The following is a 16,968-nucleotide window of genomic DNA, read 5'->3' as shown; positions in this document are numbered from 1 at the left end:
TCATCTCATTCATCAATCAGGACAACTGCATGATTCATTTACCTAATAAAGTATCTTATCCACTCACAGCAGCAGCGTTGGCATTTGTGGCAGCGTGCGCGTCAGAACATGTCCCTACACCCACCAAAACCGAACAACCACTCAAACCAGCTAATCAAGCAAATAATAATCAAAAAACCATCTCAAATTCCACTTTAGATGGTTTTGCGTGGAACCCACGCCCTGCCGAAGATTTTAACAAAACCATGAGCGATTATGCACGTTTGGACAGCGTATTGGCAGCAGCACGTGCTGGTGATGATTTCATACCATCACAATTTTTAGCCACCCAAAGCAATAGCGCAATGGGCGAATCCGTGCGTAATGAATGGTTGAAAAGTTTGGGTGTTCGTCAACAAGTTGATTTATTTAAACAACAATATACCATGTTACCTGTTGGTGGGCGTTTAAAAGAAGTGCGTTGTTATGCCATGTTGTTTGGTTTAGAAAATGACGCGGCGTTGTTACAAGAACATTTGTTGGAAACAGGCAAAGTGTCGGCAGGTTGCACACGTTTGGTGGAAAGCCGTGCAGTCGGTGCAGACAATCAATTGGCGTGGCGACGTGTACGCGGTTTGATTAGCAATAACCAAATTACCGATGCGCGCAATTTAGCGGCAGTACTGGGCAGTCCGTTGGACGGTGGCGTGGGGCAAGGCGCACAAGAAAATTTATTACGTGATGTGATTTCGCCATCAGCACAAAAATCGCCAGCTTTAGCGGCATCACGTTTGCAATCTATTTCAGGCAGCCTGAATGACCAGCAAATCAGTTTTGCATGGGGGCTTTTGGGTATGGGGCAAGCGCGTGATGGTCAGTTTGCTGTTGCGTTATCCTATTTCAAACAAGCGAAAGACCGCAGCCAATTCAGTAAAGAACAATTTGAATGGTTTGTGCGTTCGGCGTTGCGTTTACAGCGTTGGGAAGATGTGGCAAGCGCAATTGAAGCCATGCCAGCTTATTTAAAAGCAGATTCAGCTTGGTTGTATTGGTTGGGACGCGCTTACCAAATGACGGGCAAAGCAGCTCAAGCGCAACCTTTATTTCAACAAGCGACCCAAACAGGACGTAATTTCTATGCGTTGTTGGCGTTGGAAGAATTGGGACAACGTGTCAATACGAAAAATAACGTCGCTGATGCCACACAAAACGATATAAATGTGATTCAACGCGATGGTGCGATTCAACGTGCGCTGAATTTTTATCATGCCAGTGCAGACAATTGGAGTTTGCGTAAACAAGCGCAAGCAGAATGGCGTTACGCGACTCGTGGCATGAATGAAGTAACCAGTTTAACCGCCGCGCAAGTCGCTTATAACAACCAATTTTATGAAATGGCAATTAATACCGCCGATAATACCAGCCAAGTATTAAATTACAATTTACGTTACATTTCACCTTTTCGGGATTTGGTTACTCAATATTCTGGGCAAGCGGGTGTGGATACGGCTTGGGTGTATGGTTTGATTCGTCAGGAAAGCCGTTTTATGATGGGCGCAAAATCCAGCGTGGGTGCGCATGGTTTGATGCAGGTGATGCCAGCTACGGCGCAAGGCATTGCCCGACAAATTGGGATGTCACCCTCAGAGTTGTACACCATGGAAGGCAATATTCGCATGGGGACGTGGTATATGGGTGACACCAAACGCAATTTGCAAAATAATGAAGTCATGGCAACCGCAGGTTATAACGCTGGTCCAAGTCGCGCCAGAAAATGGCAAGCTGATACCGAATTGGAAGGCGCAATTTATGCCGAAACCATTCCATTTACTGAAACGCGTGATTATGTGAAAAAAGTCATGACCAACGCCACTTATTATGCCAGCTTGCTTAACGAACCGTACACGTCATTAAAACAACGTATGGGAACTGTACCAGCGCGTTATTAATGATGGAATGTTTGCAGGCTGCCTTAGGCGTGTAAATGACCATTACGTTTGCGTTCAGGCAGCCTGAAAACCGTATCATCAAATTATCCAATCAATTTATTAGAAAAGTTATTATGTTACCTATTTCCTTTCCATTGGATTTTAAATTCAAAATTTTTACACCTTCCAATGATTTTAGTGTATTCGATTCTCAAGGCAATGAAATTGCTTATACACGCCAAAAAATCTTTAAAATTAAAGAAGCTATTGAAATTTTTCGCGACAGCAGCCGCCAAGAACGACTCTACCAAATCCGCGCCGACCGCATCATTGATTTTAATGCCTGCTACCAAATCAGCAACGAGCAAGGCGCAAATTTAGGCAGTGTGCGCCGTTCAGGTATTCGCTCATTGTGGCGAACGCATTACGAAATTTTTGATGCGAATAATCAGAAATTATACGATATTTCTGAAGCCAATCCATGGATTGCGGTGGTAGATGGTTTGTTGGGTGAAATTCCGATTGTGGGTTTTTTTACAGGTTATTTTCTGAATCCTAGCTATACGATTGCTGATGGCAATAATACGCAAGATTATATTTTGCACAAAACGCCTTCTTTGATGGAACGCCGTTTTCGCTTGGAAAAAACCAGCCACGCCAATCATGATGAATTGGTTACACTCTCTTGCATGATGTTAATGCTTTTGGAGCGTACTAAAGGTTAATGAATCATAGATGGTGCTTGATCGCCATCATTTTCAGGCTGCCTGAAAGCAAAATAAAGGATAATTTATCATGAAACGCGCTATTTTATTGATTGGTTTATGGTTATGCGCCACACCCACTTTCGCAGAAGTGCAAGCCGATGTGCAAAAAGCCACGCAATCTGTTTACCGAATTTGGTTGGGGATTCCCTTGCCCAATGGCTTTGTCAAACAATTAGATGGCAGCTATATTCAAGCCATGCAAACCCAAAATTTTACCGAGCAAGTCCCACTCAAAGGCATGATATTGCTTGATAAAAAATCAGGTAAAACCAAAGAATTAACCGGTGATGGTATTTTGTTCCAATACGCTGCGCACAATTATTTGTTGGTGGCAAGCGCATCGGCGTTTGCGGTGTCGGACAAAGGCGATTTGGTTACCAATGCGCGTTTTGCTGACAACACAGGTACAGTGGAAACCATGTTCGTTGATGCAAGTGGTTTGCGCGACATGGGTGAAAATGGTGGTCATGCTGAAGTTTTTGTTTTGACAAAAAATCCTTCAAACGTGTCTGCCATTGAATTACGCCCAGCCAAACAAGTGGCACGTGATGTTAACAGCGATCTGGCGATTATTCACGCCGATGGCTTACCCACAACCGCATTAAAATTAGCCGATAGCCAATTTGCCAAACCAGCGGATTTGATGTTTGCGTTAGGTGCGGAAGGCGAATCCAACCAATTATCAGGCAAAACAGGGACAATTGACCGCGTGGATTATCTTGCTGCCATCGCCAGTGAAGGCAAATTGGAAAAACGCGTCAAACAAAAAACCGTAGGCTTGTGGTTACACAGTGCGCCGTTTTCAGACAGCATGAGTGGTGGCGCGTTGGTTAATCAATGCGGACAGGTATTGGGTGTGAATCAGGTTTCAGATAAAAATCCGTATGATTTTCAAGCTGCTATTGATGTGGGTGAATTATTGCCCATGTTGCGTAAACACAGCATCGCCTTTAAGCAATTTCAAGGACGCTGCGGTGGCGTGGTCGCCAAAGCTGAAAACATCGCCGACGGTGCAGAGCGTGTGGTCAAAGCTGCACAACACAATCCACGTGGTTGGTTGACGGTATTGGGGTTGGCGTTGTTTGGATTAGCGGTGTGTGCGGTGGCGTTTCGGTTATTGCGTTGGGCTTTTGCCAAAAGACGAGAAACGCGAAATGTACCACAATCGCATTCACCCAATCATGCACAACCTAATTATCCACATAATCAAAATGTGCATCAGCCACACGTTACGCCAGCTGCACCACGTACCATGCTTGATTTAGCAGGTTCGGTGATGTTGAATGCCATCACGGGCAACGTGAATACGATTGCGGTGCCGCCTAATCGCGCCATTACGGTGGGGCGGCGCAATGATTGCGATGTAGTGTTGAATCATGCCAAAGTATCAGGACAGCATTTGAAATTGTGGATAGACAATGGCGCGGTGTGGGTGCAGGATTTGGGCAGTACCAATGGCACGTTTGTGAACGGCGCAGCAATACACAGTGCAACGCGTTTGATGCCGAATGATGTGTTGCAATTAACAGCCGATGATTCGGTGGCAAGTTTCAGGCTGCCTACGTCTTCATCGCAATCCAATACCCCAGCTCCGCGCACACAGTTGCATCAACCTAACACGCAACTGCATAACCCAACACCGCGTGTGGCAGCGATTTTGCAACCGCTAGATGCAAATTTACCACGAGTTGACATTCCATTTTCAGGCAGCCTGAACATAGGGCGTGCCAGTGATAATGACGTGATCATTAATCAGCCACAAATTTCGGGTAAACATTGCAACATCGGTTCGGACGCGCATGGCAATCTCACGTTACAAGATTTGGGCAGCACCAATGGGACGTTTGTGGATAATACAAATCATCGCATCACGCAAGCCACTTTGGTTCGTGTGGGTCAAGTGATTTATTTAGCTGATAAGAATGTTGGTTACCGCATTCAATCACAATAAAAAAATTTTTTAGGCAGCCTGAAACCATGTTTACCGATAAATTCGAATATTTAGAAAACTTAAACACCAGCGAAACGCAAAATTTTATTCACGCCGCGCAAACCAAAACGCGCCAGCAATTTTGTCAATCTGATTATTTTGACAAGACAAAACAAGATATTATCTCGCAATTACAAGACGACAAACAAATCCCATTTTGCCAAGAACACCGCGCCCGAATGTATCATTTTCATCAATCGGCAGAATTTCCCAAAGGCATTTATCGCGTGTGCAGTGCGGCGACTTATCGTGCTGGGCTGCCTAAATGGCAAACGTTGTTTTCGGTGGCGGATTTTGATGCGATTTTGGGCGATGATGTGTATTTGGACGGCGTGTCGCATTATGTGGAGCAGCCTGAAAAAGTGTTGCTCACACTGTCGTGTTCAGGTTCAGATAGCGCATACACTCTAGAATTTGATTTGGAAAAACAACAAATTGTTGATGGGGGTTTTCATTTTCCGCTTGGCAAAAATCACGTGGCGTGGCGCGATGCAAACAGTGTGTGGCTTTGTCCTGCATGGGACGAACGCCAGCTGACGACTTCGGGTTATCCGCGCCAAGTTTGGTTGATGCAGCGCGGTCAAAGTTTGGCAGAAGCCACGCCTGTTTACGAAATGGCAACCGATGGTGTGATGGCGAGTGCTTGGCGATATTTGGACGCACAAGGTGCGCCTTTGGATTTAATTGAAGCGAGTACATCTTTCTTTCATAAGAATTATTTTTATGTAAATGCGAATAATCAAGCGATAAAATTGGCATTGCCTTCTGATTGTGAAGTGGTGGGCTATTTGGCGGGGCAATTGATGTTGCATTTAAAATCGGATTGGCAACGCAGCAAGCAAAAATACCTTTCAGGCAGCCTGATTGCGGTGAAATTGAATAAGGGAGAATTGGGCGAAGCGTTCTGTTTGTTTCAACCAAATGCTCATCAAGCATTAGAACTCATTGAAACAACGAGAAAATTTGTGATTACCAGTTTGCTGGACAATGTTTCAGGCAGCCTGAAAGCATGGAAATGGGAAAATAGCGCGTGGGTGGAGCAGCATTTGCCGCCTTTCCCTAAAGGTGCGATTGAACTTGTTGACCAGCCTTGGGGCGGCGATACGGTACATTTAGCCGCCAGCGATTTTGTAACACCGTTGACTTTGTTTTCATTGGATTTGAATGTGATGGAATTGACGGTTTTGCGTAAGCAGCCTGCACAATTTGATGCACAAGATATTGCTGTACAACAATTTTTTGCTAAATCAGCTGATGGCACGCGCATTCCGTATTACCACGTTGGCAAAACGCCCACGCCTGATACACCGACTTTGGTTTATGTTTATGGTGGCTTTGATGTTCCTGAATTGCCGCATTACATGGGTACGATTGGCAAACATTGGCTAGCAAAAGGCGGCGCGTTTGTGTTGGCGAATGTGCGTGGTGGAGGCGAATTTGTCGGCTGGCACGAAGCAGCGATGCGCGAGAATAAACACAAAAGCGTAGATGATTTGTTGGCGGTTTTGGAAGATTTATCCACACGTGGTTTCAGTCGCCCGAAAAAAATCGCCATTCAAGGCGGTAGCAATGGCGGCTTGGTGGTGGCAAGCGCGTTTTGCAGGCAGCCTGAATGTATGGGCGCATTGGTGTGCGAAGTGCCACTTACCGATATGTTGCGCTACACCGAACTGTATGCAGGCGCAAGCTGGATTGATGAATATGGCGACCCAAGTGATGAAAAAATACGTGATTATTTGACAAGGTTTTCTCCTTATCATCAATTGGATAGACAAAAAAATTACCCCAGTGCATTGATGACCACCAGTTTGTCAGATGACCGCGTTCATCCTGCCCATGCGCTGAAGTTCTACGCAAAACTCGCCGAGATTTCACCCGAAACCACATGGCTCTATGCGCCCGAAACAGGCGGACACACAGGCAATGGCACGCAAGAACAAAGTGCAGACGAATTGGCGTGTTTGTTGGCGTTTTTAACGCAAACCATTGGCGAATCATTTTCAGGCTGAAACCTTTGCAAAACAAATCAAAAGGCGATAAAAACAAGCTATTAAAATTATGAACACAGGTTCTTCATTTTGCATGATTTAGGCAATATGAAAAACACCAGCAATTTTATTTTTTGGCTGGTGTTTTTTGTTATTTGGCTTTATTTTTTACGTTTGGCGCGGGGGTGAGTGTCATCATAAACTTGTGCAAGATGGTCAAAATCCAATTTAGCGTAGATTTGTGTTGTGGAAAGATTTTGATGCCCAAGTAATTCCTGAACAGCACGAACATCACGTGATGCTTGCAGCAAATGACTGGCGTAACTGTGGCGCAACATATGTGGTGAAATATGTTGATTAGCTTGATTATTTTGCGACCAAATTTCCAAACGTTTGGCGATTTGACGCGTGCACAATCGCGTACCGTGCCGACTGGTAAACAACGCCAATTCGCCATCAACCGCATAACGCGTAGACAAATACGCATCAATCGCCGCAATACTTGGGCGTGTTAACGGCACTTGTCGCTGACGCTTACCCTTGCCTGACACCATTACCCAGCCTGCGTCCAACAATACATCATCCACATTAAGCGCATGCAACTCCGCCAAACGCAAACCACTGCCATAAAATAACTCAATCATGGCATGATCACGGATTGCCAACACATCATCTGATTGCGGTATATCTTGGTCAATCATTTGGTTAATTTGTTCGCGGTCAATGGCTTTGGGTAGGCGTTCTGGGGGTTTAGGGGCTTTGATATGGGCAATCGGATTACTGCTTAATTCACCCAAATGGACTAAATATTCGGCGTATTGTCGCCAAGACGTGAGTTTACGCGCCAAACTGCGTGGATGTTGTCCGCGTTGCGAAAGCTGTTTGAGTACGCGAACAACATCATTGCGTGTCGGCTGCTGGTTTTCAGGCAGCATATTTGCTAATTCAATCAAATCCCTACGATAAGCATCAAGCGTATGGGGCGATTTGCCTTGTTGGGTTAATTGGGTTAAATACGCATCTAATCGGACTAAAAATGGTTTCATGATTGGGTTATCGGTTAAATTCAGGCAGCCTGATGGGTGTCAAATCGGTTATAATTCACTTATTTAATTCAACTATTTTATTTAAAAAATGCACGACACCACCGCCAGACTCTACCAAGCTGCCGCCCAATTACGTCAAATCCACGATATCGCCGAACTTGCTTTGGCACTTGCCGTGTCGCAACAAACGCTGCGAAATTGGGAACAAAAAGGCTTATCCAAAAAAGGTTTCCAAGAAGCCAAGCAAGTCTTTGGTTTATCAATTAAATGGTTGGAATCTGGGGACGGCGATATGCTGGAAAGGCTGCCTGAAAAATTCTCGGAACCGTCCATTGTCCCGACGCACAATTTAGATTTGACACAATTTGCGTTGCAACGTTTGGGTTTGGCAAATAAACACATTATTACCCAAATCGTCAACAATGATAATATGCTCAATACGTTATCTATAGGCGACATTGTATTGATTGACACCACCATTCAACAATACATCGGTTCGGGCATTTATGCGATTACCACGCCAAATGGCAACATGATTTACCGAATCAACACGTTTCAAAATGGTTTCCTGATGCTCATTCACGATAATCCTGCGTATCCGCCTGAAATTGTACGCCCTGACGAATTAGGCAGCCTGAACATCACTGGACGCGTGGTGGGGAAATATGGCGTGGTAGCGTTGTGATTTTGGAGATTAATTTATTGATTTTTATCTTGTAAATATTCCGACAATCCACGCTCACGTAGAACACAACTCGGGCATTCGTGGCAACCATTTGGCACACCTAAATAACAAGTGTGGGTGTGTTCGCGAACATAATCCAATACGCCCATTTGGTCAGCTAACGCCCAAGTTTCTTTTTTGGTCAAATACATCAAGGGTGTACGAATATCAAAATCATATGCCATCGCCAAATTTAACGTAACATTCATCGATTTCACAAACACATCGCGACAATCAGGATAGCCTGAAAAATCGGTTTCGCACACACCAACAAAAATAGTATGAATATTTTGTGATTTGGCGTAAATCGCCGCATACAATAAAAACAACGCATTACGCCCATCAACAAACGTGTTAGGCAAGCTGCCTGAAGTGTCAATTGCTGCTGTGTTGTCCATCAATGCGTTATGCGTGATGCTGCCAATCAAAGACAAATCCAGAACCGTTTGTTTCACACGCAAATCTTGGGCAATCCATTGGGCGCGTTCCAATTCAATCGCGTGGCGTTGTCCGTAGGTGAATGTGATGGCTTGCACATTTCCCACACCAAATTCATTGATTGCTTGAAACAGACAAGTTGTGGAATCCTGTCCACCTGAAAAAATCACAAGGGCTTGTTTTTGAATCGTCATTTTGCTTTCAACTTATTTTAAAAAATCGGCTAATTCCTGCAATAATGCTGCATTGGCTGGCAGCATTGGCGAAATGGTGTAATTGTGTGGGTTTTGCCAACTGAATTGTTGTTGTTCACGCGCCACGACATCGCCCGACCAATCCGCCACCCCTACAATAAAAAAATGCAAATGTACATTGGCATGTTCATATTGATAAAATTTTTCTTGCCACAACGTAGCGCGGTGAATGTGAATATTTAATTCTTCGTTAAATTCGCGTTGCAATGCTGCAAACAGGGTTTCATTCTGTTCCACTTTACCGCCTGCAAATTCCCAGTACCCAGCGTATGCCTTACCAACAGGGCGCGAACTAAGCAAAATTTCGCCAGCTTGATTTTGCACAATGCCTGCCACGACTTGAATATATGAATTTGAATGTGTCATCATTTTAATTAATTTTGGAAAACAAAACTGTTCAGGCTGCCTGAACAATCAAAAAATAAATTATAGTGGCGGATAATATCAATATATTTTCCTGCTGTGCAATCTGTTTACGAAATACCCAAATTGGCTGCCTGAAAAAAAACTGACACAGAATGTCTGTTTTCACAGAGCGTCAAAAATCGGTAAAATAATGATTGAACAAAGAATAAGCCGTTATGTACTGAATTGAACAGATTTTCTTAAAATCGTTGTAAAAAAAACGCAATAATTCATAAATTTGGTATAAAAATTGCTGGTACAATTATAACTGTGATACATTGCAAAACAACATAACCTGTTCTGCATCATAAGGTTACATTTAAATCTAATCAATTATGGAGGTTTCTCTATGAAACACACAAAACAACGCATCAAACGAAACGCCATGCGTACTGCGATTAAGCCTTTGGCTTTATTGACGCTTTTGGGCATAAGCATGGGTGCGCAAGCAATTGAGAGCCCCTTTGCTTTCATTCCGTTGCATTTACAAACCACCACCACCAATACAACTGGCGTGGGTGCAAAACCCAATATTTTGATTCAGTTTGATGATTCGGGGAGTATGAAGTTCTCAACCACTTTAGATGTTGCACCTGGTAATTCATATTTTAAAGTAGACGGCGTTAAAGAGGTATTTAGTAATAATGGTAATTGGGTTCGAACTGCCTTGCAAAATTTGTATCCAGGTCGCCGCATAACAGAAGGCATAGCTCCTAGCATTCCTGAGAACCAAACTCGTATTGAGATTGCGAAGACTGCTTTGAGAAAATTGACTGCCAACCCTGATATTTGGAACAGTGCAAATTGGGGAATGATTTCATTATGGGATAACGGTTTCAATCCTGATCCACGGAAACTTCCACAAGCAGGGCAAGGTTTGTATGGCTATGCACAAGATGTTTACAATGGTAGACGCCAATTTGCCATGTCGCAATCTGAATTTAATGGTTTTGTAAATAGATTAACAGCCAGTGCTGCTACGCCGACTGCAGAACGTTTTTTAGATTCCATGTCATTGTTGCAAAAGGCCATGAAATACCGTTGCCAGAAAAATTACATCATTGTATTTTCGGATGGTGATGCGCAGAGTTATTTTAATTTGCCCACTGTAACTTCTAATACATTTAATACAAAATTTAAATATCCTAATCAATATTTTGAACAGTCAGGACAAATCAAGAGAACAGACACATTTATTGATAATGGATTAAATATTAGTACATACCATGTTTGGTTAGCGGATAAAGACAATAAAACATATCCTTTGCCAAGTGATGAAGTTATGGCTAAATACTTAAATTCACCGAATAAAACTGCTCAAGAACGCCTACTAGAGCAAATTTTATTAGATACTACTCATCTGGTAGCTGAAATTCAGAAACGAAACAAAAAACCAATCACGCCATTATTCACGAAAAAAGCCAATGGTTCATATCAATGGAACCTGTATGCAAATACCGTTGATACCTCAAAATACAAACTGCCAATGGGTTCTGTAAATAATGCTACAGTAGGTACCGATGTTGAATCTGCATGGCCTCACCATGCAGACGTGGCACCGTTTTTGGCTGATCTGGCTAACCAAGACCTGAAAAAAGCAGGCGTGGATGGCACGGACGCAGCGGGCAAAAGCTGGGATGACCCTGATTTCCCAACACAAAAAATCGGAACATTTACAATTGGTTTTGGTGCGGGCTTATCAGAACGTGGCTTAACTTCATTGAGTAAAATGGCAACTGCCAATAAAAATGTTGCGCTGAATGCGTCTAACCAAAAAGAATTGGATGCCGCATTTACCAGCATTATTAAACAAATTACATCTGAAAATATCCAAATTCCACCAAAATCTGTGGCGACCGTATCGCCATCGGTAAACTACGATTCAAAAGCACCTGATACCTTAAATTCAGCCAGCACCATTCATTTGGATTTAGCAACGGGTAGCAGTGAATTGCGTTTTTATAATTTGCAACAATCAGGTAGTGGAAAAAATTATATTGTTAACAATAAACAATTTACCATGCCCGATTACAGCAACCGTAGAACCATCATCACAGCAGGATTGGGAACAAGTAAAGCCTACTGGTTTGATGCCACTAATGGCAATTTGCCTTTCACAAATGCAACCTTTGCCATTGACAATGGCAGCGATGAACAAGAATGGAAAAATGCCTTATTGCCATGGTTTACACGCAGCAAGCCTGATGCCGAAATTGCAGGCATGACCACAAATCACATGAAATACCGCATTCGTTCTACTGCAGAACCCGATGCGCGTAGCCTAGGTGATGTATTGGATTCATCATTGACTGCCACAGGTTTATCTACAGATTACCGCTATGGTCGTCAACGTTATTTGGTAACCGCAGCAAACGATGGCATGGTGTATTTATTTGAAAGCAAAAATGACGATACTCACCCATACGAGCTGAAATTGAATTACATGCCATCCAGTATGCAGCGTGAATCCGACACCGATTTGGTCAGCCATTACTACAAAAATGTGGCAAATGCCAATTATATTTTAGGTGCGAATGGTGTAAATCCACATCATTACTTACTCAATGGCGATTTTACTGTGCGTGTAACCGATAACTCTGCTAGACAACGTATCTTCATGTCAGGCAATATGGGGCAAGCAGGTCGTGGTAGCTACTCATTGAATATTGGTGGTACAAAACGCAGTGACGGCACTCCTGTAGGCTTGGAAGCAAACGACTGGTTGACTTCTGTACCATTGTTTGAAACAGAGAAAAGTACAAATAACCCAATGGGTTATACTATTGGTGCGCCGCAAATCGGTCGCATCGCGCCAGAGCGTACTTTGGAATTCAGTGGAACGGACGTTAAGGCTACTGCAAATGTGCGTAAATTGTATTATGCAACATTTGTCAACAGCGGTGTACGCAACCCAATCGCTAAAAACAATACCGAATCAGCATTATATGTGTACAGCACGTTAGGTGGCGAAAATGTCGGTTTACAAGCCACAACGTCGCCTGCTGATGATTCCGTATTCTATGCACAAGGCAAGTTAGTGAGCAAACTCAATGCTGGCAATAACGGCGGTTTGGCACAAGCCACTATTGTAGACAATGATTTTGACGGTGCAGTTGATGTGGCATACGCTGGCGACTTCAAAGGTAATTTGTATCGCTTTGATTTGCGTGGTGCAGTCAACCAATGGAAAGTAACACGTATTTTCACAACCATCAATAACCGCCCTATTACCGCCGCACCAGCCGTAGTACGTAATGACAAAAATCATTATGTGGTGGTATTTGGTACAGGTAGCGATTTGTATCAAACCGATTTGAATAATAAAGATACACAATCGGTATACGGTATTTACGATGACTTGACTCAAGACAATCCAAGACCTGTTACATCTGGCGAATTATTGCAACAAACTTTGACCGCGCCGCGATTAAGAGGCGATTATAATCAGCGCGATTTGAGTAAATTAACGTTTGATAAAAATCAACACCGTGGTTGGTTCTTTAATTTGAGCGAAGGCACAGGTGAGCGCGTGGTGGTTAAACCATCTACCCTGTTGAAAACCATTGTATTGACCACACGTCAATATTCTGTCAATACAACAGCTAATCATAACAATAATACAGCGGCAGATGTGTGCGTCCCAAGCAGCGAAATCAGTTCCACAACCGCAAGCAGTTGGTTGATGCAATTCCGTTCCGATACAGGCGGTAAATTGCCAGAAGAAGGCGAAAAAGACGCAGACTTGTTTGGTTATATTGACGTTACTGGCGGTAACTCCACCAATAGCTACAAAAAACGTGCCACAGAAAGTTTGATTGCAGGTTTCCAATATGCTAACGGCGGCTTATTGTCTTACACCTTGATTGGCGGTGGTCGTGATGCGTCTAAAATCGGGGATCAAGGTAATGCGTATAGCTTATTTGGCGATGTCGGTACAGGCGAAGACATCAAACCAACCGAAGGCGGCAAAGAACCATCAATATGCTGGAACACCTCTGCCAATAGCGGTCAATTGCTTTCGTCTAACAGTACAGATACAAAATTGGGTTTAAATGAGACTAAAGAAGTATATGCAAAACAATGTAACGTAGCGAGCTTAAAACGCATTAGTTGGCGTGAAATCTTCTAATTGATTGTTTGATAAAATAGGCAGCCTAATAAAGATATTGCGATTGCTTTATCTTTTCAGGCTGCCTGAAACGTTAGTGCGCGCTAGGAGCTACCGACCGTTCGAGCCAAAACATTTAAGAACCTGTGTTCGTAAAACTGATAACTTGATTTTATTGACAATTTCTGCAAATTAAATAAAGGCATGAATTGGTACTTATACAAAATCAAACACTTAGTAGTAAATAATTTTACACGATTAAAGCATTTTCGGGCTGTAGCAACACGATGCGATAAATTAAAACGCAATGATGAAAGTACGGTTTCGTTAGTTTATACTTTGATTTGATTGAGATTATGGTTTAATCACAAGTAGCCTCCTAACGACTGCTTGTATAATCAAACCAATTAGGGTTAGGGGCGCGGCTGGGTTGATTACTTTCTGTGAGTTCCAATAACATGGTATAGTTAAAAATCCTATCAATACACTGCAAATTTAATTTGCTGTTTCTAATGTATCCCTTGCTACGGTATTCAACACGTTTAGTTTAGACGAAAAAACAGCCATTTCAGGCTGTTTTCTTCAATTTGGTGCCGACAGCGAGACTTGAACTCGCACGAACTAGGTTCACCACCCCCTCAAGATGGCGTGTCTACCAATTTCACCATGTCGGCAAATCTAAGATTTTAGTTTATTTATCTTTTTTGTTATTGGTTGTTTTTTTATCCGTTTTATCTGATTTATTGTTTTTTTTGTTATCTATTTTTTTATCGTCTTTTTTAGTAGATAATTTATCTGATTTCTCATCTTTATTTCTATCAGACTTTTTGCTATTTACTTCTGTTTTAGGTTTGTCTAAGGCAACTTTTGCTGCTGTTGCTGTTGCAACAGCAGCTGCTGGCACTGCTACACTATTTGCTGCTATTGGGTTACTGGCTGAACTTGGTGCGCTTGCACTTAGACTACCTGAAATTAGTGGTGTGCTACCAGTTTGTTGCACATCACTAAAATCCAAACCACCTACCTTATTGTTACTTTTTGTATGGATGTAGCCCAAAGCCAAGCAAGATGCAAAAAAAATGGTTGCAGCAATACCTGTGATTCTTGTCAAAAAATTAGCATTGCCGCCTGAACCAAACACGCCTTGTGCGCTGCCTGAGCCACCAAAGTTCGCACCTGCATCTGCACCCTTACCGTGTTGTATTAAAACCAACCCAATTACAGCTAAAGACGCGAAAATATTGATAATCCAAATGACAGTTTTGAAGGCTTCCATAGTATTTTATTCTGCTGCCTGTGCGGCGTTAATAATAGCGGCAAACGCTTCGTATTTAAGCGATGCACCACCAACTAATGCGCCATCTACATGTGGCACGCTAAAAATATCGGCAGCGTTTTTATCATTCACGCTTCCGCCGTAAAGAACGCGAATATTAGCATCATTGCCACACAATGACAAGACTTCATCATAAATAAATTGGTGCATATCAGCGATTTGCTCGCGATTGGCGACCTTACCCGTACCAATTGCCCACACAGGTTCGTAGGCAATTGCAAAATTTTTGGTTTTCAAACCCTTAAATACAGACAATTGATATGCAACTGCTTCTTTTTCACGCCCGTCCTCGCGTTCTTTCAGGCTTTCACCCACACACAACAATGGAATTAGACCCACTTTCAGAACATTTTCAATTTTTTGGCGTTGAACGTCATTTTTTTCGTTGAAATACAAACTGCGTTCAGAATGCCCAATAAGAATAATGTCCACACCCACATCACGCATCATTTCAGCAGACACTTCACCTGTGTACGCGCCTTTTTCGGAGAAACGACTTACATCTTGGGCGCAAGTGTAGATGGGATTATTGAGTACAATTTGTACGGCATTATGAACTTGTAATAAATACACGGTCGGCGGTGTGATGCCAATGCACACATTGGGAACAGTTTGAAAACTGCGTAATTTATGGACTAAACTATTATTTTCTTGTAGTTGCCCATTCATTTTCCAGTTACCGATAACCCATTTTTGTTGCCAAATATTGGATTCTGCCATTTCTTTTTCCTTTGTTGTTGTGATTTCAACCGAGACCTAAATTTTAGCGGATTTTGAAGCAGCTTTACAACGTTGAATGAATCAAATGTACGCTCTAAAAATTTACACAATTCAAAATTAGTTCAATTTATAAGGGTGGAGTTTATATTTATATTTTTTCTAACTATTTGAATTTATTTAAATTAAAAAATAGTTAATATGAAATCCACTCCTCACATTTGGTAGGTTGAAACCTTTACAAAACTTGCTGTTGATGATTTTATTTAAGAACCTGCACTTAAAAGATTAATATTATGATTTAATTGATAATTTTACAAACACAAGGTAGCTTTTGAAGCCAATGCAGTAGGTACATGAAGTGTCGATAAAAGCAAGCTATCAATATTATGAACACAGGTTCCAAAATTTATTCTCAATTTTTGGGATACCATTTGTCTAAAATTTTTTGATAAGTTCCATCGGCTTTGATTTTTTCCAAACCTTGGTCAATTTTGGTTTTTAATGGTAAATTACCTTTTTTAAATACAAATCCAAATGGAATTCTACCTGATTCTTCATCAACAATTTTAATAAATGGCGTATTGGGTTTGAGATACGTATCTAATACGCTGTCTACATCATAAATTGCATCGGCATCCCCTTTGCCAACTGCGGCAACACCCAAATATACTGTTTTCAAAGGTAAAACATCAGCGGAGATTGCCGTATTTTTTAATTGTGTTTCAGATAAGCTGCTGCTTTGAACTACGAATTTTTTGTTTTTTAAATCCGACCATTGATGTGCTTTAACTTTATCTTTGTTGACGAGTGCGACCCAAGATGCCTCTAAGTAGGGTTGAGAAAAGTCATATTTTTTTTGTCGTTCAGGGGTAATATTTACGCCTGTTGCCACAATATCTGCACCATCCTCATTCAAACTTTCTAATAATCCGTCCATATCATGTGGAATAAATTTGAGTGTAAAACCCTGTTTTTCAGCAATTGCATTCAAAATATCCATATCCAAACCAACCATTTTGCCTGTTTCATCACGAGTAGCAAATGGCGGATATGATGACTGGCTGACCACAACGTAACTTTCTTGCTTGGCTGTTTGGTTTCGTGGTGCGTTTATTGTTTGTGTAGGAGCTGGTTCAGAAGTGGTTTGTTGTTGTTCTGCGCAAGCTGATAATAAACAAACCAATGAAATCAAATAAATAGTATGGCGAATAGAAAACATTTTTTCCCCTAAATAAAAAAGCCCAACAGACCAACGGCAGCCTGAAAGAATCAAGTGGTTTTCAGG

General features: G+C 42.1%; 11 protein-coding genes, 1 tRNA gene and 2 pseudogenes. 7 read left to right on the top strand and 7 right to left on the bottom strand.

Annotated elements, in window-relative coordinates; genetic code table 11:
- Positions 1-29: 29 nt before the first annotated feature.
- The 4 genes from BWP33_RS03725 (at position 30) to BWP33_RS03710 (ending at position 6,673) form a co-directional block, all read left to right on the top strand.
- On the top strand, positions 30-1,928 hold the full coding sequence (locus tag BWP33_RS03725) for a lytic transglycosylase domain-containing protein (protein WP_002642973.1): 1,899 nt from the start codon (positions 30-32) through the stop codon (positions 1,926-1,928).
- Positions 1,929-1,963: 35 nt separating this feature from the next.
- The gene (locus tag BWP33_RS03720) at positions 1,964-2,632 is read left to right on the top strand and encodes an LURP-one-related family protein (protein WP_002642974.1); all 669 of its coding nucleotides are present in this window, start codon (positions 1,964-1,966) and stop codon (positions 2,630-2,632) included.
- A gap of 70 nt (positions 2,633-2,702) precedes the next feature.
- Positions 2,703-4,625, top strand: a complete 1,923-nt coding sequence (locus BWP33_RS03715; protein WP_002642975.1) for an FHA domain-containing protein — start codon at positions 2,703-2,705, stop codon at positions 4,623-4,625.
- Positions 4,626-4,651: 26 nt separating this feature from the next.
- Positions 4,652-6,673 (top strand): prolyl oligopeptidase family serine peptidase, encoded by a 2,022-nt coding sequence (locus BWP33_RS03710; protein ID WP_002642976.1) that lies wholly within the window; start codon positions 4,652-4,654, stop codon positions 6,671-6,673.
- Positions 6,674-6,813: 140 nt separating this feature from the next.
- Here the strand turns inward: BWP33_RS03710 and BWP33_RS03705 are convergent, their stop codons facing one another.
- Entirely contained in the window at positions 6,814-7,698 is an 885-nt protein-coding gene (locus BWP33_RS03705; RefSeq protein WP_002642977.1) for a tyrosine-type recombinase/integrase, read from the bottom strand.
- A gap of 88 nt (positions 7,699-7,786) precedes the next feature.
- On the opposite strand from BWP33_RS03705, the gene BWP33_RS03700 reads away from it, so the two are divergent.
- The gene (locus BWP33_RS03700; protein ID WP_002642978.1) at positions 7,787-8,383 is read left to right on the top strand and encodes a helix-turn-helix domain-containing protein; all 597 of its coding nucleotides are present in this window, start codon (positions 7,787-7,789) and stop codon (positions 8,381-8,383) included.
- 14 nt (positions 8,384-8,397) lie between these two features.
- Here BWP33_RS03700 and queC read toward each other — a convergent pair whose 3' ends face one another.
- Together queC and BWP33_RS03690 are read right to left on the bottom strand one after the other, a co-directional pair.
- Positions 8,398-9,054 (bottom strand): 7-cyano-7-deazaguanine synthase QueC, encoded by a 657-nt coding sequence (gene queC, locus BWP33_RS03695; protein WP_002642979.1) that lies wholly within the window; start codon positions 9,052-9,054, stop codon positions 8,398-8,400.
- Positions 9,055-9,066: 12 nt separating this feature from the next.
- Positions 9,067-9,483 (bottom strand): NUDIX domain-containing protein, encoded by a 417-nt coding sequence (locus BWP33_RS03690; protein WP_002642980.1) that lies wholly within the window; start codon positions 9,481-9,483, stop codon positions 9,067-9,069.
- Between the two features lie 385 nt (positions 9,484-9,868).
- Here BWP33_RS03690 and BWP33_RS03685 point away from each other — a divergent pair, with 385 nt between their 5' ends.
- Complete coding sequence (locus tag BWP33_RS03685) at positions 9,869-13,648, top strand: PilC/PilY family type IV pilus protein (RefSeq protein WP_104930304.1); 3,780 nt, start codon at positions 9,869-9,871, stop codon at positions 13,646-13,648.
- Positions 13,649-13,822: 174 nt separating this feature from the next.
- Positions 13,823-13,975 (top strand): annotated as a pseudogene (locus BWP33_RS12635) (IS5/IS1182 family transposase); the annotation flags it as partial.
- 240 nt (positions 13,976-14,215) lie between these two features.
- Here the strand turns inward: BWP33_RS12635 and BWP33_RS03675 are convergent.
- The 4 genes and pseudogenes from BWP33_RS03675 to BWP33_RS03660 all read right to left on the bottom strand — a co-directional run bounded on the left by BWP33_RS03675 (position 14,216) and on the right by BWP33_RS03660 (position 16,902).
- A tRNA-Leu gene (locus BWP33_RS03675) sits at positions 14,216-14,301 on the bottom strand.
- Positions 14,302-14,570: 269 nt separating this feature from the next.
- Positions 14,571-14,903: pseudogene (gene secG / locus BWP33_RS12875) on the bottom strand (preprotein translocase subunit SecG); the annotation flags it as partial.
- A 6-nt stretch (positions 14,904-14,909) separates the two neighbouring features.
- Positions 14,910-15,683: a triose-phosphate isomerase gene (tpiA, locus tag BWP33_RS03665; protein ID WP_002642983.1), complete on the bottom strand. Its 774-nt coding sequence runs from the start codon at positions 15,681-15,683 to the stop codon at positions 14,910-14,912.
- Between the two features lie 412 nt (positions 15,684-16,095).
- Positions 16,096-16,902 carry a substrate-binding periplasmic protein gene (locus BWP33_RS03660; RefSeq protein WP_002642984.1) on the bottom strand — a complete coding sequence of 269 codons (807 nt, stop codon included), beginning with the start codon at positions 16,900-16,902 and terminating at the stop codon, positions 16,096-16,098.
- Between the last annotated feature and the right edge of the window lie 66 nt (positions 16,903-16,968).

This window comes from Simonsiella muelleri ATCC 29453 (assembly GCF_002951835.1).
GTDB lineage: Bacteria > Pseudomonadota > Gammaproteobacteria > Burkholderiales > Neisseriaceae > Simonsiella > Simonsiella muelleri.
This window is presented reverse-complemented; position numbering and strand designations above follow the sequence as displayed.

Excerpts from the sequence above, each read along its gene's own strand:
- BWP33_RS03725 (WP_002642973.1), top strand. The coding sequence starts at position 30 with ATGATTCATTTACCTAATAAAGTATCTTATCCACTCACAGCAGCAGCG.
- BWP33_RS03720 (WP_002642974.1), top strand. The coding sequence starts at position 1,964 with ATGACCATTACGTTTGCGTTCAGGCAGCCTGAAAACCGTATCATCAAA.
- BWP33_RS03715 (WP_002642975.1), top strand. The coding sequence starts at position 2,703 with ATGAAACGCGCTATTTTATTGATTGGTTTATGGTTATGCGCCACACCC.
- BWP33_RS03710 (WP_002642976.1), top strand. The coding sequence starts at position 4,652 with ATGTTTACCGATAAATTCGAATATTTAGAAAACTTAAACACCAGCGAA.
- BWP33_RS03705 (WP_002642977.1), bottom strand. The coding sequence starts at position 7,698 with ATGAAACCATTTTTAGTCCGATTAGATGCGTATTTAACCCAATTAACC.
- BWP33_RS03700 (WP_002642978.1), top strand. The coding sequence starts at position 7,787 with ATGCACGACACCACCGCCAGACTCTACCAAGCTGCCGCCCAATTACGT.
- queC (WP_002642979.1), bottom strand. The coding sequence starts at position 9,054 with ATGACGATTCAAAAACAAGCCCTTGTGATTTTTTCAGGTGGACAGGAT.
- BWP33_RS03690 (WP_002642980.1), bottom strand. The coding sequence starts at position 9,483 with ATGATGACACATTCAAATTCATATATTCAAGTCGTGGCAGGCATTGTG.
- BWP33_RS03685 (WP_104930304.1), top strand. The coding sequence starts at position 9,869 with ATGAAACACACAAAACAACGCATCAAACGAAACGCCATGCGTACTGCG.
- tpiA (WP_002642983.1), bottom strand. The coding sequence starts at position 15,683 with ATGGCAGAATCCAATATTTGGCAACAAAAATGGGTTATCGGTAACTGG.
- BWP33_RS03660 (WP_002642984.1), bottom strand. The coding sequence starts at position 16,902 with ATGTTTTCTATTCGCCATACTATTTATTTGATTTCATTGGTTTGTTTA.